The sequence below is a fragment of the Pseudomonas sp. SWRI51 genome (genome assembly GCF_014268825.1).
GTDB classification, from domain to species: Bacteria; Pseudomonadota; Gammaproteobacteria; order Pseudomonadales; family Pseudomonadaceae; genus Aquipseudomonas; species Aquipseudomonas farsensis.
The window spans coordinates 1-16,842 of the sequence record NZ_JABWRG010000018.1 but is presented as its reverse complement, the minus strand read 5'-3'; the positions used below and the strand labels follow the sequence as shown (position 1 = coordinate 16,842).

17 protein-coding genes are annotated in these 16,842 nt (G+C 63.6%); 5 read left to right on the top strand and 12 right to left on the bottom strand.

Features of this window, described 5'->3' with window-relative positions:
• Window positions 1-53 precede the first annotated feature (53 nt).
• The 9 genes from HU720_RS08635 to HU720_RS08595 all read right to left on the bottom strand — a co-directional run bounded on the left by HU720_RS08635 (window position 54) and on the right by HU720_RS08595 (window position 9,460).
• Window positions 54-1,214 (bottom strand): D-alanyl-D-alanine carboxypeptidase family protein, encoded by a 1,161-nt coding sequence (locus HU720_RS08635; RefSeq protein ID WP_186519141.1) that lies wholly within the window; start codon window positions 1,212-1,214, stop codon window positions 54-56.
• Between the two features lie 276 nt (window positions 1,215-1,490).
• Window positions 1,491-2,495, bottom strand: a complete 1,005-nt coding sequence (locus HU720_RS08630; protein ID WP_186519139.1) for a septal ring lytic transglycosylase RlpA family protein — start codon at window positions 2,493-2,495, stop codon at window positions 1,491-1,493.
• A complete protein-coding gene (gene mltB, locus HU720_RS08625; RefSeq protein ID WP_186519137.1) occupies window positions 2,495-3,505 on the bottom strand; it encodes a lytic murein transglycosylase B in 1,011 nt (336 codons plus the stop codon). The genes HU720_RS08630 and mltB overlap by 1 nt, the downstream gene beginning before the upstream one ends.
• Window positions 3,506-3,522: 17 nt before the next feature.
• Window positions 3,523-4,626, bottom strand: a complete 1,104-nt coding sequence (rodA, locus tag HU720_RS08620) for a rod shape-determining protein RodA (protein WP_186519222.1) — start codon at window positions 4,624-4,626, stop codon at window positions 3,523-3,525.
• A 38-nt stretch (window positions 4,627-4,664) separates the two neighbouring features.
• Window positions 4,665-6,563: a penicillin-binding protein 2 gene (mrdA, locus tag HU720_RS08615; RefSeq protein WP_186519135.1), complete on the bottom strand. Its 1,899-nt coding sequence runs from the start codon at window positions 6,561-6,563 to the stop codon at window positions 4,665-4,667.
• Between the two features lie 17 nt (window positions 6,564-6,580).
• The gene (rlmH, locus tag HU720_RS08610) at window positions 6,581-7,048 is read right to left on the bottom strand and encodes a 23S rRNA (pseudouridine(1915)-N(3))-methyltransferase RlmH (RefSeq protein WP_186519133.1); all 468 of its coding nucleotides are present in this window, start codon (window positions 7,046-7,048) and stop codon (window positions 6,581-6,583) included.
• Window positions 7,049-7,058: 10 nt separating this feature from the next.
• Window positions 7,059-7,484: a ribosome silencing factor gene (gene rsfS, locus HU720_RS08605; RefSeq protein ID WP_186519131.1), complete on the bottom strand. Its 426-nt coding sequence runs from the start codon at window positions 7,482-7,484 to the stop codon at window positions 7,059-7,061.
• A 43-nt stretch (window positions 7,485-7,527) separates the two neighbouring features.
• Window positions 7,528-8,187, bottom strand: a complete 660-nt coding sequence (gene nadD / locus HU720_RS08600) for a nicotinate-nucleotide adenylyltransferase (protein WP_186519129.1) — start codon at window positions 8,185-8,187, stop codon at window positions 7,528-7,530.
• Between the two features lies 1 nt (window position 8,188).
• Window positions 8,189-9,460 (bottom strand): glutamate-5-semialdehyde dehydrogenase, encoded by a 1,272-nt coding sequence (locus HU720_RS08595; protein ID WP_186519127.1) that lies wholly within the window; start codon window positions 9,458-9,460, stop codon window positions 8,189-8,191.
• A gap of 251 nt (window positions 9,461-9,711) precedes the next feature.
• Between HU720_RS08595 and HU720_RS08590 the strand changes: the two genes are divergently transcribed.
• Window positions 9,712-10,398, top strand: a complete 687-nt coding sequence (locus HU720_RS08590) for a DNA-3-methyladenine glycosylase (RefSeq protein WP_186519124.1) — start codon at window positions 9,712-9,714, stop codon at window positions 10,396-10,398.
• 3 nt (window positions 10,399-10,401) lie between these two features.
• On the top strand, window positions 10,402-11,718 hold the full coding sequence (locus HU720_RS08585) for a bifunctional DedA family/phosphatase PAP2 family protein (protein ID WP_186519122.1): 1,317 nt from the start codon (window positions 10,402-10,404) through the stop codon (window positions 11,716-11,718).
• Between the two features lie 176 nt (window positions 11,719-11,894).
• Here the strand turns inward: HU720_RS08585 and HU720_RS08580 are convergent, their stop codons facing one another.
• Genes HU720_RS08580 through HU720_RS08570 form a run of 3 tightly spaced genes read right to left on the bottom strand, consistent with a single transcriptional unit; the run spans window position 11,895 to window position 13,570 of the window.
• Window positions 11,895-12,485 carry an LON peptidase substrate-binding domain-containing protein gene (locus HU720_RS08580; RefSeq protein ID WP_186519120.1) on the bottom strand — a complete coding sequence of 197 codons (591 nt, stop codon included), beginning with the start codon at window positions 12,483-12,485 and terminating at the stop codon, window positions 11,895-11,897.
• A gap of 9 nt (window positions 12,486-12,494) precedes the next feature.
• The gene (locus HU720_RS08575) at window positions 12,495-13,211 is read right to left on the bottom strand and encodes an LrgB family protein (RefSeq protein ID WP_186519118.1); all 717 of its coding nucleotides are present in this window, start codon (window positions 13,209-13,211) and stop codon (window positions 12,495-12,497) included.
• Window positions 13,208-13,570, bottom strand: coding sequence for a CidA/LrgA family protein (locus HU720_RS08570; protein ID WP_186519116.1), 363 nt, complete (start codon window positions 13,568-13,570; stop codon window positions 13,208-13,210). The genes HU720_RS08575 and HU720_RS08570 overlap by 4 nt, the downstream gene beginning before the upstream one ends.
• Before the next feature lie 148 nt (window positions 13,571-13,718).
• Here HU720_RS08570 and HU720_RS08565 point away from each other — a divergent pair, with 148 nt between their 5' ends.
• From HU720_RS08565 to HU720_RS08555, 3 genes are all read left to right on the top strand, one after another.
• Window positions 13,719-14,174: a MaoC family dehydratase gene (locus HU720_RS08565; RefSeq protein WP_186519114.1), complete on the top strand. Its 456-nt coding sequence runs from the start codon at window positions 13,719-13,721 to the stop codon at window positions 14,172-14,174.
• 86 nt (window positions 14,175-14,260) lie between these two features.
• A complete protein-coding gene (locus HU720_RS08560; protein WP_186519112.1) occupies window positions 14,261-15,994 on the top strand; it encodes a C13 family peptidase in 1,734 nt (577 codons plus the stop codon).
• Between the two features lie 27 nt (window positions 15,995-16,021).
• The gene (locus HU720_RS08555; RefSeq protein WP_186519110.1) at window positions 16,022-16,666 is read left to right on the top strand and encodes an oxidoreductase; all 645 of its coding nucleotides are present in this window, start codon (window positions 16,022-16,024) and stop codon (window positions 16,664-16,666) included.
• The last annotated feature ends 176 nt before the right edge of the window (window positions 16,667-16,842 follow it).

Sequence of the window (16,842 nt, the reverse complement as noted above, 5' to 3'; positions counted from 1 at the left end):
CCGTGGCAACAACAATGCCCCCGCATGGTGCGCGGGGGCCTGCAGGTCACGTATCAGTTGAACAACCCGTAGAAGAACAGACGGATGCTATCCCACATACGGCGCAAGAAACCACCTTCCTCGACGCCATCGAGGGCGATCAGGTCGGCGCTGTGGACCACTTTCTCGTCCAGTTTGACTTCCACTTTACCGATCACGTCACCTTTGGCGATTGGCGCGGTCAGTTGTGGGTTCATGGTCATCGAAGCCTGCAGACGCTTGAGCTGGCCTTTAGGCAAGGTCATGGTCAGGTCGTTGGCCAGGCCCGCCTTGACTTGCGAGGTGGCGCCCTTCCACACCGGCGACTGGGTCAGCTCGGTGCCCTTCTGGTAGAAGGTCTGGGTTTCGAAGAAGCGGAAGCCGTAGGTCAGCAGCTTTTGCGTCTCGGCGGCGCGGGCCTGCTCGCTGTTGGTGCCGAAGACTACAGCGATAAGGCGCTGGCCGTCACGCACCGCCGAAGCGACCATGCAGAAGCCGGCCTCTTCGGTGTGGCCGGTTTTCAGACCATCGACGGTCTTGTCGCGCCACAGCAACAGGTTGCGGTTAGGCTGCTTGATGTTGTTCCAGAAGAACTCTTTCTGCGAATAGATGGCGTAGTGCGCGGGGTCTTCGTTGATGATCGCGCGGGCCAGCAGGGCCATGTCGTGGGCCGAAGAGTAGTGCTCCGGGTTAGGCAGGCCAGTGGGGTTCATGAAGTGACTGTTGCTCATGCCAAGGTCGGCGGCAGTCTTGTTCATCATGTCGGCGAAGGCGTCTTCGGAGCCTGCGATGTGCTCGGACAGGGCGACCGAGGCATCGTTGCCCGACTGGATGATGATGCCGTGCAGCAGGTCGCTGACGGTGACCTGGCTGCCCACTTTGATGAACATGCGCGAGCCGCCGGTACGCCAGGCGTTTTCGCTGACAGTAACCGGGTCGTTCTCGCCGATCTGGCCACGACGGATGTCCAGGGTGGCGATGTAGGCGGTCATCAGCTTGGTCAGGCTGGCAGGTGGCAGACGCTCGTCACCGTTGTTCTCGACCAGCACGTTGCCGCTGGACGCGTCCATCAGCACGTAGGACTTGGCAGCCAGTTGTGGAGGAGCCGGCATCATCTGCTCCGCTGCGAACGCAGCAGGGGTGATCAGCAGAAGAACGGGCAGGCAAAGTCGTTTGGCAAGGTTGGTGATGTTCATCCGTCTCTCGTAAATCGCTAATGGTCTGATGTTCCGCGGGCCACATCGTGTGCCCGGCGCCCCGTCAGTCTGGTTTTATGGCCTGAGGCCTGGCCCACGTCGCTGCGGCGTAATGCCGCTCTGGGCAAAAACGGGCATTGTACATGCCAAGGCCCGGCAATTCATGAACAAACCGACTGAAAGCAGCGGCAAGCCTTGAGCGGCAAGCTACAAGATAGAGCAGCTTCGCAGCCCGGCTTCTTCTTGCCGCCTGCAGCTTCACGCTTGCCGCTGCTGTCAGTCAGTTACAACTTTGGCCTGGCCCAGGTTGGCCAGGCGAATGCTGTCCTGCGCCTGCTGGATCTCGCCCTGGCTGCTGATCGGGCCGAGGCGCACACGGTGCAGGGTTTGCTGGTTGCGCACGATCGAGCTGATGAACACCGGCGCACTGACCATGGTGCTCAGTTTGGAGCGCAGCAGTTCGGCGGCATCCGGGTTGGCGAACGCGCCGACCTGCAGAATGCTGCCGCCGGCGCTGGACGGTACGTTGTTGCCGCCGACCTGCACCGGCACCACCGGCGCCGCATGCTGCTGCGCAGGCGGCGTCCATTGCTCGACGCGGCCAGTGCTGGCCGGCAGCGGCTGGGCCTGGGCAACCTGCGGTTCCTTGAGCACCAGCGGCGGCTTCTGGCCACGCTCGGCCCACCACTGCTGCGGGTCGATACCCTCGACACGCACATGGGCGGTGCCGGTTTCGGCATAGCCGAGCTTCTTCGCGGCAGCGTAGGAAAGGTCGATGATGCGGTCGGAATAAAACGGCCCACGGTCATTGACCCGCAGCACCACGCTACGCCCGTTGGCAAGGTTGGTCACCCGCACATAGGCCGGCAGCGGCAGCGTCTTGTGCGCCGCGCTCATGCCATACAGGTCGTACAGCTCGCCGTTGGCGGTGTTCTGGCCATGGAACTTGGTGCCGTACCACGACGCGGTGCCCTCGGCGCGGTAGTTGCGCGAGTCCTGCATCGGGTAATAGGTCTTGCCCAGCACCGTGTACGGGTTGGCCTTGTAGTTACCGGTATGCACGGTCGGGGTGGCGTCAGGGATCTTGTTGACGTCGACGTCCCACCATGGCGCGCCGTCCTTGTGCGCCCGGTTGATGTCCAGGCCTGGCTGGGCGCGCACGGTATTGCCGCTGCCACTGCTCTGCGAGGTCGGGCGGCTGGAGGAACAACTGACCAGCAACATGCCGACGGTCACGCAGGTCAGCAGCTTGAAGGTATTGGCAGAAATCATTGCGCGCATTACTTGACGCCCCGTGCTTGGACCAGCTGTTCAGCAAGCTGATGCACCGCCATGGCATACATCACGCTGCGGTTGTAGCGAGTGATCGCGTAGAAGTTCTTCAGGCCCATCCAGTATTCCGGGCCGTTTTCACCTTCCAGGCGGAAGGCGGTCACCGGCAGATCATCGCGCAGCGCATCATGACTCGACCACCCCAGCGCCTGCAACTGGGCCACGGTCTTGACCGGCTCGATGCCGGTGGTCAGGCCTTCATCGGCGCGCTCGCCGCGCACGGTGGCGCTGCTGACCACTGCTTCGCCGGCAACCCAGCCGTGGCGTTTGAAATAACTGGCAACGCTGCCGATGGCATCGTCCGGGTTGGTCCAGATGTTGATATGGCCGTCGCCATCGAAGTCCACCGCATAGTTGCGGAAACTGCTGGGCATGAACTGTGGCAAGCCCATGGCGCCGGCGTAGGAGCCCTTTAGGGTCAGCGGGTCGAGCTGCTCTTCACGGGCCAGCAGCAGGAATTCGCGCAGCTCCTTGCGGAAGAACTCGGCGCGCGGCGGGTAATCGAAGCCCAGGGTCGACAAGGCGTCGATCACCCGGTAATTGCCGGTATTGCGGCCAAAGAACGTCTCGACGCCGATGATCGCGACAATGTACTGGGCCGGCACGCCGTATTCCTGCTCGGCACGGGCCAGCACGGCCTCATGCTGGCGCCAGAAGTCCACACCACGGGCGATGCGCGCATCGGTGATGAACATTGGCCGGTACTCTTTCCACGGCTTGACCCGTTCGGCCGGGCGCGAAATCGCATCGAGGATCGCCTGCTTGCGCTGCACCTCGCGGAACACCGCCATCAGTTGCTCGCCGGCAAAGCCGTAGTCGCGGGTCATCTCACCGACGAACTCGGCCACTTGGGGGGAGCCATCGTAGTCACCGGCCTGGGCCTGCTGGACAGCGCCAAACAACCCCAACGCGCCGATCCACGGCGCCAGTCGGGCAGCCCAGCCACGCACTGCTTGCATTGAATTCTTCACCTTTTTCAAACTTGCGCGATCCACTTGCGGTGCGTGTGGATCGACATCAGAACGCCAAACGCTGACAGCAGCGTCACCAACGAAGTTCCGCCATAGCTGATGAAGGGCAGCGGCACGCCCACTACAGGCAAGAGGCCGCTGACCATACCGATATTGACGAATACATAAACAAAGAAGGTCATCGTCAGGCTGCCCGCCAGCAGCTTGCCGAACAAGGTTTGCGCCTGGGCGGTGATCATCAGGCCACGGCCAATCAGCAGCAGGTAGATGATCAGCAGCAGGCAGATACCCACCAGCCCGAACTCCTCGCCCAGCACGGCGATGATGAAGTCGGTGTGGCTTTCCGGCAGAAAGTCCAGGTGCGACTGGGTGCCCAGCAGCCAGCCCTTGCCTAGCACGCCGCCCGAACCGATGGCCGCCTTCGACTGGATGATGTTCCAGCCGGTGCCAAGCGGGTCGCTCTCGGGGTCGAGGAAGGTCAGCACGCGCTGCTTCTGGTAGTCATGCATGACGAAGAACCACATCGCCACCGCCACCGGCACTGCCGCGGCGATCACGCTGATGATCCAGCGCCAGCGCAAGCCGCCCATGAACAGCACGAAGGCGCCGGAGGCCAGAATCAGCAGCGCGGTACCCAGGTCGGGTTGGCGCACGATCAGGATGAACGGCACGCCAATCAGCACCAGGCTGATCGCCACGTGCTTGAGGTGCGGCGGCAAGGTGCGCTTGGACAGGTACCAGGCGATGGTTGCCGGCATGATGATCTTCATGAATTCCGAGGGCTGGAAGCGGATCACCCCGGGGATGTTGATCCAGCGTGTGGCGCCCATGGCGTTGTGGCCCATCACGTCGACCACCACCAGCAACAGCACGCCGGTCAGGTACGCCAGTGGCACCCAGCGCGCCATGAAGCGCGGTTCGAGCTGGGCGATGATGAACATCGACACTAGGCCAATACCGAACGAGCTGGCCTGCTTCATCAGCAGGTCCCAGTTCTTGCCGCTGGCCGAATACAGCACAAACAGGCTGCCGGCTGCCAACGTCAGCAAAATCAGCAGCAAGGGGCCGTCGACGTGGATGCGCTGCAGGAAGCTTGCCCGCCTGCGCATCACGTCTTCGCTTGAGAGCATGCGATCAAAGTTGTTTATCACGGGGCCGTTTCCTGAGCGACTGTGGCAGGACCGGGCTCAGGCTTGAGCAGGCCGTTCTCATCGAGCAGCCAGGCATCCATGACCTGACGCATCACCGGGGCAGCAACACGGCCGCCCGCCTCGCCGTTCTCGATCATTACCGAAATCACGATGCGTGGCGCTTCGGCGGGGGCGAAGCCGACGAACAAGGCGTGGTCGCGGTGGCGTTCCTGGACCTTGTTGCGGTCGTACTTTTCACCCTGCTTGATCGCCACCACCTGCGCGGTACCACTCTTGCCGGCGATGCGGTACTGCGCACCGGTTGCCGCCGCCCGAGCGGTACCACGGGCGTTGTGCATCACCTGCTCCATGCCGTGGGTGACTTTGTTCCAGTCGGACGGGTCACGCAGCACGATGTCAGCAATGGGGTTTTCATCCACCGGCGGCTGGCCTTCGATGGTCTTGGCCAGGTGCGGCCGGTACCACTTGCCTTTGCTGGCGATCAGCGCGGTAGCCTGGGCCATCTGCAACGGCGTGGTCTGCATGTAGCCCTGGCCGATGCCGAGGATCAACGTTTCGCCGGGGAACCAGGCCTGGCGGCGGGTGGCGCGTTTCCATTCACGGGTCGGCATCAGGCCTGAGGATTCTTCGAACATGTCCAGCGCCACTTTTTGCCCGAGGCCAAAGCGGTTCATGTAGCTCGACAGGCGATCGATGCCCATCTTGTGCGCCAGGTCGTAGAAGTAGGTGTCGTTGGAGCGCATGATCGCCAGGTCCAGGTCGACCCAGCCGTCACCGGTGCGGTTCCAGTTGCGGTACTTGTGGTCGTAGTTGGGCAGTTGGTAGTAACCGGGGTCGAATACCCGGCTGCTGGCATTGACCACGCCGCTGTCCAAGCCGGCGATAGCGACCGCTGGCTTGATGGTCGAGCCCGGCGGATACAGCCCGCGCAGCACGCGGTTGAACAGCGGCCGGTCGATCGAGTCGCGCAGTTCGGCATAGGCCTTGAAGCCAATGCCGGTGACGAAAAGGTTAGGGTCGAAGCTTGGCTGGCTGACCATCGCCAGTACCTCGCCAGTACGCGGATCAAGCGCCACGATGGCACCGCGCCGCCCGCCAAGGGCTTGCTCGGCAGCTTCCTGCAGTTTGATGTCCAGGCTCAGCACAATGTCCTTGCCAGGCTTGGGGTCGGTGCGCTTGAGCACGCGCAATACGCGGCCACGGGCGTTGGTCTCGACCTCTTCGTAACCCACCTGGCCGTGCAGATCGTCTTCGTAGAAGCGCTCGATGCCGGTCTTGCCGATATGGTGGGTGCCGCTGTAGTTGACCGGGTCGAGGGTCTTGAGCTCTTTTTCGTTGATGCGCCCGACATACCCCACCGAGTGCGCAAAGTGCGCGCCCTGTGGGTAGTGCCGCACCAGTTGCGCAGCCACCTCGACGCCGGGCAGGCGGAACTGGTTCACGGCGATACGGGCGATCTGCTCTTCGGTGAGTTCGAACAGGATAGGCACCGGCTCGAACGGCCTGCGCCCCTGGCGCATGCGCTTTTCGAACAGGGCGCGGTCGTCGGGAGTCAGTTGCAACACCTCGACGATGACATCCAGCACCTGCGCCCAACTGCCGGGGCTGCCGGCACGTTCGCGGGTCATCACCAGGCTGAAGCTTGGCCGGTTATCGGCGACGATCACGCCGTTTCGGTCAAAAATAAGCCCGCGAGTCGGTGGAATCGGTTGCACATGCACCCGGTTGTTTTCCGACAGCGTCGAGTGATAGTCGTACTGGATGACCTGGAGGAAATAAAGCCGCGCAATCAGCACGCAGATGAGCAGCATGATCGCCACGGCGCCCACGACGACGCGGTTACGCACCAGGCGGGCGTCTTTCTCGTGGTCCTTGAGGGGGATCTGCTGCGGCATCGGGCGGGCTTACAGGCTCATTTGTGGTAAGGATGCCCGGACAACACGGTCCAGGCGCGGTAGATCTGCTCGCCGATGAGTATCCGTACCAACGGGTGCGGCAGTGTCAGCGGCGACAGCGACCAGCGCTGTTCGCTGCGCGCGCAGACCTCCGGTGCCAGCCCTTCCGGGCCGCCCACCATCAGGTTGACCGTGCGCGCATCCAGGCGCCAGCGGTCCAGTTCGCCGGCAAGCTGCTCGGTGCTCCACGGCTTGCCGTTCACCTCAAGGGTGACGATGCGCTCGCCGGGCTGCACCTTGCTCAGCATCGCCTCGCCTTCCTGACGAATCAGGCGGGCGATATCGGCGTTCTTGCCGCGGGTGTTCAGCGGGATTTCCACCAGCTCCAGCGCAAGCTCCGAGGGCAGGCGCTTGGCATATTCATGCCAGCCTTCCTCGACCCACTTGGGCATGCGCGAGCCGACCGCGATCAGACGCAGACGCACGGCGCTTTCCTTATTCCCGGTCCTTGAGCTTTTCGGAGTACTCGTGGGCGTTTTCCGGGTTGTGGTGCTTGCCATCGGCGGCACGGCTCTGCTCGGCGCCCTGCCACAGACGCTCGAGGTCGTAGAACTGGCGAGCAGCGGCGGTCATCATGTGCACGATGACGTCGTTCAGGTCGAGCAGCACCCAATCGCTGTCGCCCTTGCCTTCTTCACCCAGCGGCTGTGCGCCCTTGGCCTTGACCACTTCACGGACCTTTTCCAGCATCGCGTTGATCTGGCGATTGGAGGTACCGGTGGCGATGATCATGTAGTCAGTCAGGCTGTGCTTGTCACGCACGTCGATGATCTGAATGTCATGGGCTTTGACGTCTTCCAGCGCTTGAATGGCCAGTTTGACCAGTTCTTCGCCGTGCACGGTGTTCAGTTTCTTGCTCATATAAAACTCGTTCAACTCGTTGGATGAGGCGCCTCAAGCGCCGTCAGTTCGGCGCACGATACAGACCGTGCGCCTCGATGTAAGCCAATACGGCGTCCGGCACCAGGAACCGAACCGACTTGCCATTGGCCAGCAGCTGTCGGATCTGTGTGGCAGACACCGCAAGCGGGGTCTGCCAGACGAACGAAATATGCCCCGCCGGGCCGGACATGGCGGTGGGATCGCTCTGCGAACGGGCTGCCAGCAAATTGCGCAGCTCGTCAGGGGGTTCTACGTCGGCATCCGGGCGTTGCAGCACCAGGATGTGACAGTGTTGCAGCAACTCTTCCCAGCGGTGCCAGCTGGGCAGGCCGCAAAATGCGTCCCAGCCCAGCAGCAGGAACAGCTGGTCTTCAGGGTTCAGTTCAGCACGCACCGACTCCAGGGTGTCGATGGTATACGACGGCTTGTCGCGGGACAGCTCGCGGGCATCGACGCTCAGCCGGCCGGCGCCCTGCACGGCGCAGCGCACCATGGCCAGGCGGTCCTGCGGCGTCACCTGCGGGGTGTCGCGGTGCGGTGGCCGGGCGTTGGGCAGCAGGCGCAGCTCGTCCAGGCCCATGAACTCGGCCACTTCCAGCGCACTGCGCAGGTGGCCGATATGCACCGGGTCGAAGGTTCCGCCAAGAATGCCGATACGCCGGACTGCCGCCGCCTTGCTCAACTCAGCAGGACTCCTGGCCGCGCAGCTGGCCGTCGCCGATCACTACGTATTTTTCGCAGGTCAGGCCTTCGAGGCCGACCGGGCCACGGGCGTGCAGCTTGTCGGTGGAAATACCGATTTCAGCGCCCAGACCGTACTCGAAGCCATCGGCAAAGCAGGTCGGGGTATTGAGCATGACCGAGGCCGAGTCGACTTCGGCGATGAAGCGCCGCGACTGGCCCTGGTGTTCGGTGATGATCGAATCGGTGTGGTGCGAGCCGTAATGGTTGATGTGCTCGATGGCCTGGTCGAGGCCGTCGACCACGCGAACCGACAGGATCGCGTCCAGGTACTCGGTGTGCCAGTCGTCTTCGGTGGCCGCGTTGGCGTCGATGATCGCCTGGGTGCGCGGGCAGCCGCGCAGCTCGACGCCTTTTTCGGCGAAGCGGCGGGCCATTTCCGGCAGGAAGCGCTCGGCCACGGCAGCATCGACCAGCAGGGTTTCCATGGCGCCGCAAATGCCATAGCGGTAGGTCTTGGCGTTGAATGCCACGCGCCAGGCCTTGTCCAGGTCGGCGTGCTGGTCGACGAAGACGTGGCAGATGCCGTCCAGATGCTTGATGACCGGCACCCGCGCATCGCGGCTGATGCGTTCGATCAGGCCGCGCCCGCCACGGGGCACGATCACATCGACGTACTCAGGCATGCTGATCAGCGCGCCGACCGCCTCGCGGTCGGTGGTTTCGACCACTTGCACCACCGCTGGCGGCAGCCCGGCTTCGGCCAGGCCGCGCTGGATGCAGGTAGCAATGGCGCGGTTGGAGTGAATGGCTTCGGAGCCGCCGCGCAGAATGGTGGCGTTACCCGATTTCAGGCACAGGCTGGCGGCATCGATGGTCACGTTCGGGCGCGACTCATAGATGATGCCGATAACGCCCAAGGGTACCCGCATCTTGCCGACCTGAATGCCCGACGGGCGGTAGCTCATATCGCGGATGGCGCCGACCGGGTCGGGCAGGCTTGCCACCTGGCGCAGGCCGGTGATCATGCCGTCGATGCGGGCCGGGGTGAGTGCCAGGCGATCAAGCAGCGCCGGCTCCAGGCCATTGGCGCGACCATTGGCCAAGTCCTGTTCATTGGCTGCGGTGAGCGCGTCGCGGGCTGCATCCAGAGCGTCTGCGGCGGCCTGCAGGGCGCGATTCTTCTGCGCGGTGCTGGCACGGCCGATCACTCGCGAGGCCTCACGGGCGGCGCGACCCAGGCGGGTCATATAGTCAAGAACGGACTCGGTCATGGGTTCGGTGTCTTGGCAAAGGGGAAATCGGCTGATTATAACTGGCGCGCCTCGGTACGCCCAGCGGCGGGTGGCGGATGGTAGAAAATGGCTGTCAGTAATGTTTAGGAAATATGTAGCGACCAGGCCGGAAAACCCTGACAGCCCTGCCCTGTCGGCGGCTGCGGGGTGGCGGTAGCAAAATGGCCATTCAGCCTCGATTAAGCGATTAATTGTTATCATCTGCGCCATCGCCCCCACGAACCGCCCGTATGCCGACGCCCAGCCCTGCCCGCGCGCTGCCCGACCGCTTTTTTGACCGCGATGCGCAAACCCTCGCCCGCGCCCTGCTGGGCAAGGTCATCCGCCATCGCCACGGCGACCTGTGGCTGGCCGCGCGGGTCATCGAGACCGAGGCTTATTACCTCACCGACAAAGGCAGTCACGCATCCTTGGGCTACACCGAGAAGCGCAAGGCGCTGTTTCTCGATGGCGGGCACATCTATATGTACTACGCACGCGGCGGCGACTCGCTGAACTTCAGCGCCCACGGCCCCGGCAACGCAGTGCTGATCAAGTCGGCTTACCCCTACGTCGATGCGCTGTCAGGCGCAAACAGCCTGGCGCAAATGCAATTGAACAACCCCGATGCCCGCGGCCAACTGCGCCCGCCTGAGCGCCTGTGCGCCGGGCAAACCTTGCTGTGCCGGGCGCTGGGCCTGAAGGTGCCGCACTGGGACGGGCAACGTTTCGACCCCGAGCGGCTGTATGTCGAGGATTGCGGCATTGCCGTGCCGAGGGTGATCCAGGCCCCACGCCTGGGCATCCCCCACGGCCGTGACGAACATCTGCCGTACCGCTTCGTCGACGCCGAATACGCCCGCCACTGCACGCGAAACCCTCTGCGCCGCGGGCAGGTCGAAGGGCAGGATTTCTTCATTCTCGAACAAGGAAACTGAACCATGGGCCAATGGCTCGACAGCCTGACCGCCTGGCTGGGCGCCAACCCGCAGTGGCTGGGTGTAGCGATTTTTGTGGTGGCCTGCGTGGAATGCCTGGCCATTGCCGGCATCATCGTGCCCGGCACGGTGCTGTTGTTTGCCGTCGCGGTGCTGGCTGGCAGCGGCACGTTCAGCCTCGGCGAAACCCTGCTGCTGGGGTTTCTGGGGGGCCTGCTGGGTGACGTGCTGTCGTTCTGCATCGGCAAGTACTTTCACCAGAACATCCGCCGCCTGCCCCTGCTGCGCAATCACCCGGAGTGGGTTGGCAGCGCCGAGGCGTACTTCCAGCGCTACGGTATCGCAAGCCTGCTGGTAGGGCGCTTTATCGGCCCGTTGCGGCCCATGCTGCCGATGGTTGCCGGCATGTTGGACATGCCCGTGCCGCGCTTCATCGGTGTCAGCCTGCTGGCCGGTGCTGGCTGGTCGGTGGCCTATCTGCTGCCGGGCTGGGCAACCGGCGCGGCCATGCGCCTGCCGCTGCCAGAAGGCTTCTGGCTGGACGCCGGCATCGTATTCGGCACCTTGGCCGTGTTGATCGGCCTGAGCCTGACCAGCAGCATTCGCGACCAGCGCCACGGCACCCGCCTGATCGCCGGGCTCAGCGGGATTGCTGTGGCGGCGCTGTTCGTTGGCTGGCCTTACCTGCATGAGTTCGACCAGGGTGTGATGACCTTGGTGCAGGAGCACCGCAGCGCTGCGCTGGACGGCATCGTGGTGGTGATCACCCGGCTTGGTGATTTCCGTACGCAGTTCTTCCTTGGCGGTTTGCTGACCGGCCTGTTGCTACTGACCCGGCAATGGCGCCACGCCGTGTTTGCAGGTGCTGCGCTGGTGGGCACGGCGGCGTCCAATGGCACGCTGAAATGGCTGTTCGCCCGCGCCCGGCCCGAAGTGCTCACGGACCCGTTGACCAGCTACAGCATGCCCAGCGGGCACAGTTCGGCGTCGTTTGCGTTCTTTCTGGTGTTGGCGATTCTGGCCGGGCGCAGCCAGCCGCCGCGCATGCGCCTGACCTGGGTGATGCTGGGCTGTATTCCGGCGCTGGCCATTGCGCTGTCTCGGGTTTACCTGGGGGCGCACTGGCCGACCGATATCCTGGCAGGGGCGTTGCTGGCGTGCTGCCTGTGCGCGCTCAGCCTGACGCTGGTGCAGTATCGCCAGCCGCTCACGGCGCTGCCGCAGCGGGTGTGGTGGCTGGTGCTGCCGGCATGTGTGGCGCTGCTGTCGTTCTTTGCGCTGCATGCGCTGCCGCAGGCACTGGTGCGCTATCAGTACTGATAGCGCTTCGCTGGAGGCCTCACCCCTCGGACCCCATAAGGGTAATTGTAGGAGCGGCCTTGTGTCGCGAAAGGGCTGCGAAGCGGCCCCAGGATCTGCGCATCATGCAGAATCGCTGGGACTGCTTCGCAGCCCTTTCGCGACACAAGGCCGCTCCTACACAGGCCCGCGCGCCGTCAGGCAAACAACTCGCCTTGCATCCGCTCCAGCAGCGTCTGGATGGCTTGCAGCCGGGCCTGCGGCGGGTCCATCGCCAGCAGGTCAACCTTGTCCTGCTCCATGAACGGCAGCAGGTAGGCCAGCTGATTGGCCAGCGCCTGACGGCCATCGACATCGCGCGGCATGCCCAGCGCCTCGACCATCGGGTGCTCGCCAAGCGCCACCAGCAGCGCCAGCAGGTCATCGTCGTCTTCTTGCAGCGGGGTATCGGCAAGCTCTGGCAGCCAATGCACTTCAGCGGTCAGTAGCTGGTCCTTGCGCACCTCGGTCTGCTCGACGCGAAAACGCCGCACGCCCTCGACTCGAATACCCAGCAGGCCGTTGTCCTGCTGCTCGAAATCGCGGATCAGCGCTTCACAGCCGACCGAGGCAATCAGCGGCGGCGCCTTGCCCACCTGCTCGCCTTCAAGAATGCACACCACACCGAACCCTTCACCCTGCTTCATGCAGCGGCCAATCATGTCCAGGTAACGCGCCTCGAATATCTGCAAATCAAGCAGGCAGCCAGGAAACAACACGGTATTGAGCGGAAACAGCGGTAGCGTCATGTCCTGTCCTCAAGCCACCAGGCTGACCGCCAACGGCAGGAACACCGCTGTGGCCACACCCATCAGGCTCATTGCCAACGCGGCAAAAGCGCCGCATTCATCCCCTTCCTGCAAGGCCACCGAAGTCCCCACCGCATGGGCCGTGACGCCCAGCGCCATGCCGCGCGCCTCGGGGCTGAGCACGCCGAAGCGGCTAAGCAGCGCCGGGCCGAAGATCGCCCCGACAACCCCGGTGATCAACACGAACACCGCCGCCAGCGCCGCGACGCCGCCAATCTGTTCGGCCACCAGCATGGCAATGGGCGACGTCACCGACTTGGGCGCCATGGTCATCAGGATCATGTGCTCGGCACCGAACCACCAACCCAGCGCCACGCAGGCCACGGTGGCAAACAGCCCCCCGAGTACCAGCGTAGTAAAGGTCGGCCAGAACAGTTGGCGAATGCGCCGCAGGTTCAGGTACAGCGGCACCGCCAGCGCCACGGTGGCAGGGCCGAGCAGAATGTTCATGATCTCGGTGCTCTTGCGGTACTCGGCGTAGTCGATTCCGCACACCAGCAGCACAGCGATCACCACCAGCATCGATACCAACACCGGTTGCAGGAAGATCCAGCGGGTTTTGTCGTAAGCCGCCAGCACCAATTGGTAGGCCGCCAGGGTGACACCAATACCGAACAACGGGTGATGAATGACCGCCTCAAGGGCGCCGTGCCAGTCGAGGATCATGGCCGCTCCTCGCGCCGGGCCTGGCGCTGGATGAGCTTTTGCATCAGCACGCCGACGAACACCAGGGTCAAAAGGCAGGAAATAAACAGCGCGCCGACGATGGCCCAGAAATCGGCAGCGATGTCGCTTGCGTACACCATCACCCCGACCGCCGGCGGCACCAGCAGCAATGGCAGGTAACGCAGCAGGCTGCTGGCCGCCTCGTTCAGCGGCTTGCCCACTTCGCCGCGCATCATCAGGTAAGCCAACAGCAGCAACAGGCCGATGATCGGCCCAGGCAGAATAGGCAGGAACAGGTGATTGATCGCCGTCCCCAGCAGCTGGAACAGCACCAGCCAGGTCAAACCACGCAACAACATACGGACCTCCCCAAAGCAGGTGGCCATTATAAGCACGCTAAGCAAGTGGCTATAAGGCGATATTCGCCGAAAAACCCTCAACTTGACTGAAACGGTTCGGCGTGCTGATCTTGCACCCTCGTGCCAAATGACAACCTGGAGAGTCGCGATGCCTTATGTACCGGTTACAGAGCTTTCGCAATATGTGGGCAAGGAGTTGGGCCATTCCGAGTGGCTGAAGATCGACCAGCAGCGCATCAACCTGTTCGCCGAGGCCACCGGCGATTTCCAGTTCATCCACGTCGACCCGGCCAAGGCCGCCAAAACCCCATTCGGCAGCACCATCGCCCATGGCTTTCTGACGTTGTCGCTGATCCCCAAGCTGATGGAAGACATCCTCGTGCTGCCTGAAGGCTTGAAGATGGTGGTCAACTACGGGCTGGACAGCGTGCGCTTCATCCAGCCGGTCAAGGTCGACAGCCAGGTGCGGCTGAAGGTGGAACTCAAAGAGGTCACCGAGAAAAAGCCCGGCCAGTGGCTACTCAAGGCTACTGCCACGCTGGAAATCCAAGGCGAAGAGAAACCGGCCTACATCGCCGAACCGCTGTCGCTCTGCTTCGTTTGACGGCAACCGGCTCATCGCAGGCTGGCAATAGCCTGCAATGAGGCCGGTGCGGCATACTCGGCGCATCGTTCCACCCGGAAAACGCCATGCGCCCTTTGCTCCCCCTGACCTTTGCCCTGCTGCTCACTGCCTGTGGCGACGGTGAACCGCTATCGCCACCCGACGCCCGCCTGCCCGACGGCGGGCGCTATCGAGGCCAGGTGGTCGATGGCCTGCTGCAGGGAGAGGGGCGTATCGACTACCCCAACGGCAGTTGGTACGCCGGCGCTTTCAAGGACGGCCAGTGGCACGGCCAGGGCGAATGGCATGGCAGCAACGGCGAAGTCTATCGCGGCCAGTTCAGCCAAGGGCTGTTCGAAGGGCTGGGCGAGCTGACCACACCGGGCAGCCGCTATGCCGGCACTTTCAAGCATGGCCGCCGCGATGGCGAAGGCACCCTCAAGCAGAACGACCAGACCTACAGCGGCCAGTTCAAGGACGACCAGTACCACGGCGCAGGCCAGCTTGAGCTTGCCGATGGCAGCCGCTACCAAGGCCTGTTCGCCAACGGCAAGCCAAACGGCGCCGGGGTGCGCAGCGATGCCGCCGGCAACCGCTATGGCGGCACCTTCGTCGATGGCCAACTGCAAGGCGCCGGCACTTACGACAGCGCCGACGGCGAGCAGTACATCGGTGATTTCAAGGACAACCGCCTGGAAGGCCGTGGCCGATACGAAAGCGCCGACGGTGACGTATGGATCGGCCATTTCAAGGACGGCTCGCTGGTGGGCGAAGGCGAACTGCTGGGCAGCGACGGCAGCCAGTACAAAGGCGACTTTCGCGATTGGCGCTTCAACGGCATGGGCACCCTGCAACTGGCCGATGGCAGCCACTACAGCGGCGGCTTGCGTGATGATGTCTATCAAGGCCAAGGGCGCCTGACCCAGCCCGACGGGCAGGTTGAAGCCGGTTACTGGGCCAACGGCGTGCGCATCCGCGACGAGCAAGGCAAGGCCCTGCCCGACCCGCTGGACCTTGCCCTGCTCAAGCAAGGCAAGCTGCTCGACGAGGCGCTGGCCAAGGTGCCGGCATCGGTGCCGCCGGTGCAGCTTTACAGCCTGGTGGTGGCCGGGGACGGCCAGCAGAGCGTGTTCATGCGCGAGGCCGATTACGTCAGCAACATGCTCAAGGTGCGTTTTGGCGCCTATGGCCAGGTAACGCTGGTCAACCACCGCGACCACATGGCCGACCGCCCCATGGCCACCCGCGAGAGCCTTGCCCGCGCCGCGAAGGTGCTGGCCGAACGCACAGGTTCCGAGGACCTGGTATTCATCTACCTGACCAGCCACGGCAGCCAGGACCACCAACTGGTACTCGACCAGCCGCGTCTGCAACTGGCCGACCTGTCCGCCCGCGAGCTGGCCAGCGCCCTGGCGCCGCTGAAGAACCGCGACAAGGTGATTGTCATTTCAGCCTGTTATTCCGGTGGCTATATCACCCCGCTCAAGGATGACCGGACCCTGATCATGACCGCCGCGCGCCCCGACCGGGTGTCGTTCGGCTGCTCGGAAGAGGCCGATTTCACCTATTTCGGCGATGCCCTGTTCGCCCAGGCACTGAACCAGACCGACGACCTGAAACAGGCGTTTGAACTGGCGCGGCAAAGCGTTGCCGAAAGGGAACGACGGGAAGGGTTTGAAGCATCCGAGCCGCAGCTCTGGGCACCGCCAGCGGTGCTTGCCCACTGGCAGCGGTTACGCAAGCAACAGGCCGAAACCGCGTTGCGCAATGAAGCCCAGCCTGCAGCCGGGGCGCAGGCAAAAACACCTCGCGCCCACTAAGCTGTGTTGTAACAAGGGAGAGACATCATGTACTTGACGCCTCAGCATGTCCTGCTTGCCGGTGCCACGGGTCTGACAGGTGAACACCTGCTCGACCGCCTGCTCAACGAGCCCACCATCAGCCGCGTGCTGGCGCCGACCCGCCGCCCGCTGGCCGAACATCCGCACCTGGAAAACCCAGTGGGCGACCCTGCGGTATTTCTGCCGCAGCTCGGTGGCAGGGTCGATATCGCGTTCTGCTGCCTGGGTACCACGCTCAAACAGGCAGGTTCCGAGACGGCGTTTCGCGCAGTCGACCTGGACATGGTGGTGGCCTTCAGCAAGCGCGCCAGGGAAATGGGCGCGCGGCACCTGCTGGTGGTCAGTGCGCTGGGGGCAGACCCTAAATCGTCGGTGTTCTATAACCGGGTCAAAGGCGAGATGGAGCAGGCGCTCAGGCAGCAGGACTGGCCACAACTGACTATCGTGCGGCCGTCGCTGTTGCTGGGCGAACGGCTGGAGCCGCGCCTTGGCGAAACCCTGGCGGCGCCGTTTTCCAAGTTGATCCCGGGCAAGTATCGCGGCATCGAAGCCTGCACCCTGGCCCGGGCGCTGTGGCGTTTGGCACTGGAGGAGGAAGACGGCGTGCGGGTGATCGAGTCGGATGAATTGCGCAGGCTGGGCAAGAACTAGGTCTTACTGTTCGGGCCTCATCGCAGGCTATCGCCAGCTCCCACAGAATGTGGCTTGTCGCTATATCGGTGCCGTTTTACGCGGTCAGTGTAGGAGCGGCCTTGTGTCGCGATGGGCTGCGAAGCAGCCCCAGCTATTCTGGTGGGTGCACAGATCCTGGGGCTGCTTCGCAGCCC

Bases quoted from the DNA above. Each gene is read 5' to 3' on its own strand.
- HU720_RS08635 (WP_186519141.1), bottom strand. From the start codon at position 1,214: ATGAACATCACCAACCTTGCCAAACGACTTTGCCTGCCCGTTCTTCTG.
- HU720_RS08630 (WP_186519139.1), bottom strand. From the start codon at position 2,495: ATGCGCGCAATGATTTCTGCCAATACCTTCAAGCTGCTGACCTGCGTG.
- mltB (WP_186519137.1), bottom strand. From the start codon at position 3,505: ATGCAAGCAGTGCGTGGCTGGGCTGCCCGACTGGCGCCGTGGATCGGC.
- rodA (WP_186519222.1), bottom strand. From the start codon at position 4,626: ATGCGCAGGCGGGCAAGCTTCCTGCAGCGCATCCACGTCGACGGCCCC.
- mrdA (WP_186519135.1), bottom strand. From the start codon at position 6,563: ATGCCGCAGCAGATCCCCCTCAAGGACCACGAGAAAGACGCCCGCCTG.
- rsfS (WP_186519131.1), bottom strand. From the start codon at position 7,484: ATGAGCAAGAAACTGAACACCGTGCACGGCGAAGAACTGGTCAAACTG.
- HU720_RS08595 (WP_186519127.1), bottom strand. From the start codon at position 9,460: ATGACCGAGTCCGTTCTTGACTATATGACCCGCCTGGGTCGCGCCGCC.
- HU720_RS08590 (WP_186519124.1), top strand. From the start codon at position 9,712: ATGCCGACGCCCAGCCCTGCCCGCGCGCTGCCCGACCGCTTTTTTGAC.
- HU720_RS08585 (WP_186519122.1), top strand. From the start codon at position 10,402: ATGGGCCAATGGCTCGACAGCCTGACCGCCTGGCTGGGCGCCAACCCG.
- HU720_RS08580 (WP_186519120.1), bottom strand. From the start codon at position 12,485: ATGACGCTACCGCTGTTTCCGCTCAATACCGTGTTGTTTCCTGGCTGC.
- HU720_RS08575 (WP_186519118.1), bottom strand. From the start codon at position 13,211: ATGATCCTCGACTGGCACGGCGCCCTTGAGGCGGTCATTCATCACCCG.
- HU720_RS08570 (WP_186519116.1), bottom strand. From the start codon at position 13,570: ATGTTGTTGCGTGGTTTGACCTGGCTGGTGCTGTTCCAGCTGCTGGGG.
- HU720_RS08565 (WP_186519114.1), top strand. From the start codon at position 13,719: ATGCCTTATGTACCGGTTACAGAGCTTTCGCAATATGTGGGCAAGGAG.
- HU720_RS08560 (WP_186519112.1), top strand. From the start codon at position 14,261: ATGCGCCCTTTGCTCCCCCTGACCTTTGCCCTGCTGCTCACTGCCTGT.
- HU720_RS08555 (WP_186519110.1), top strand. From the start codon at position 16,022: ATGTACTTGACGCCTCAGCATGTCCTGCTTGCCGGTGCCACGGGTCTG.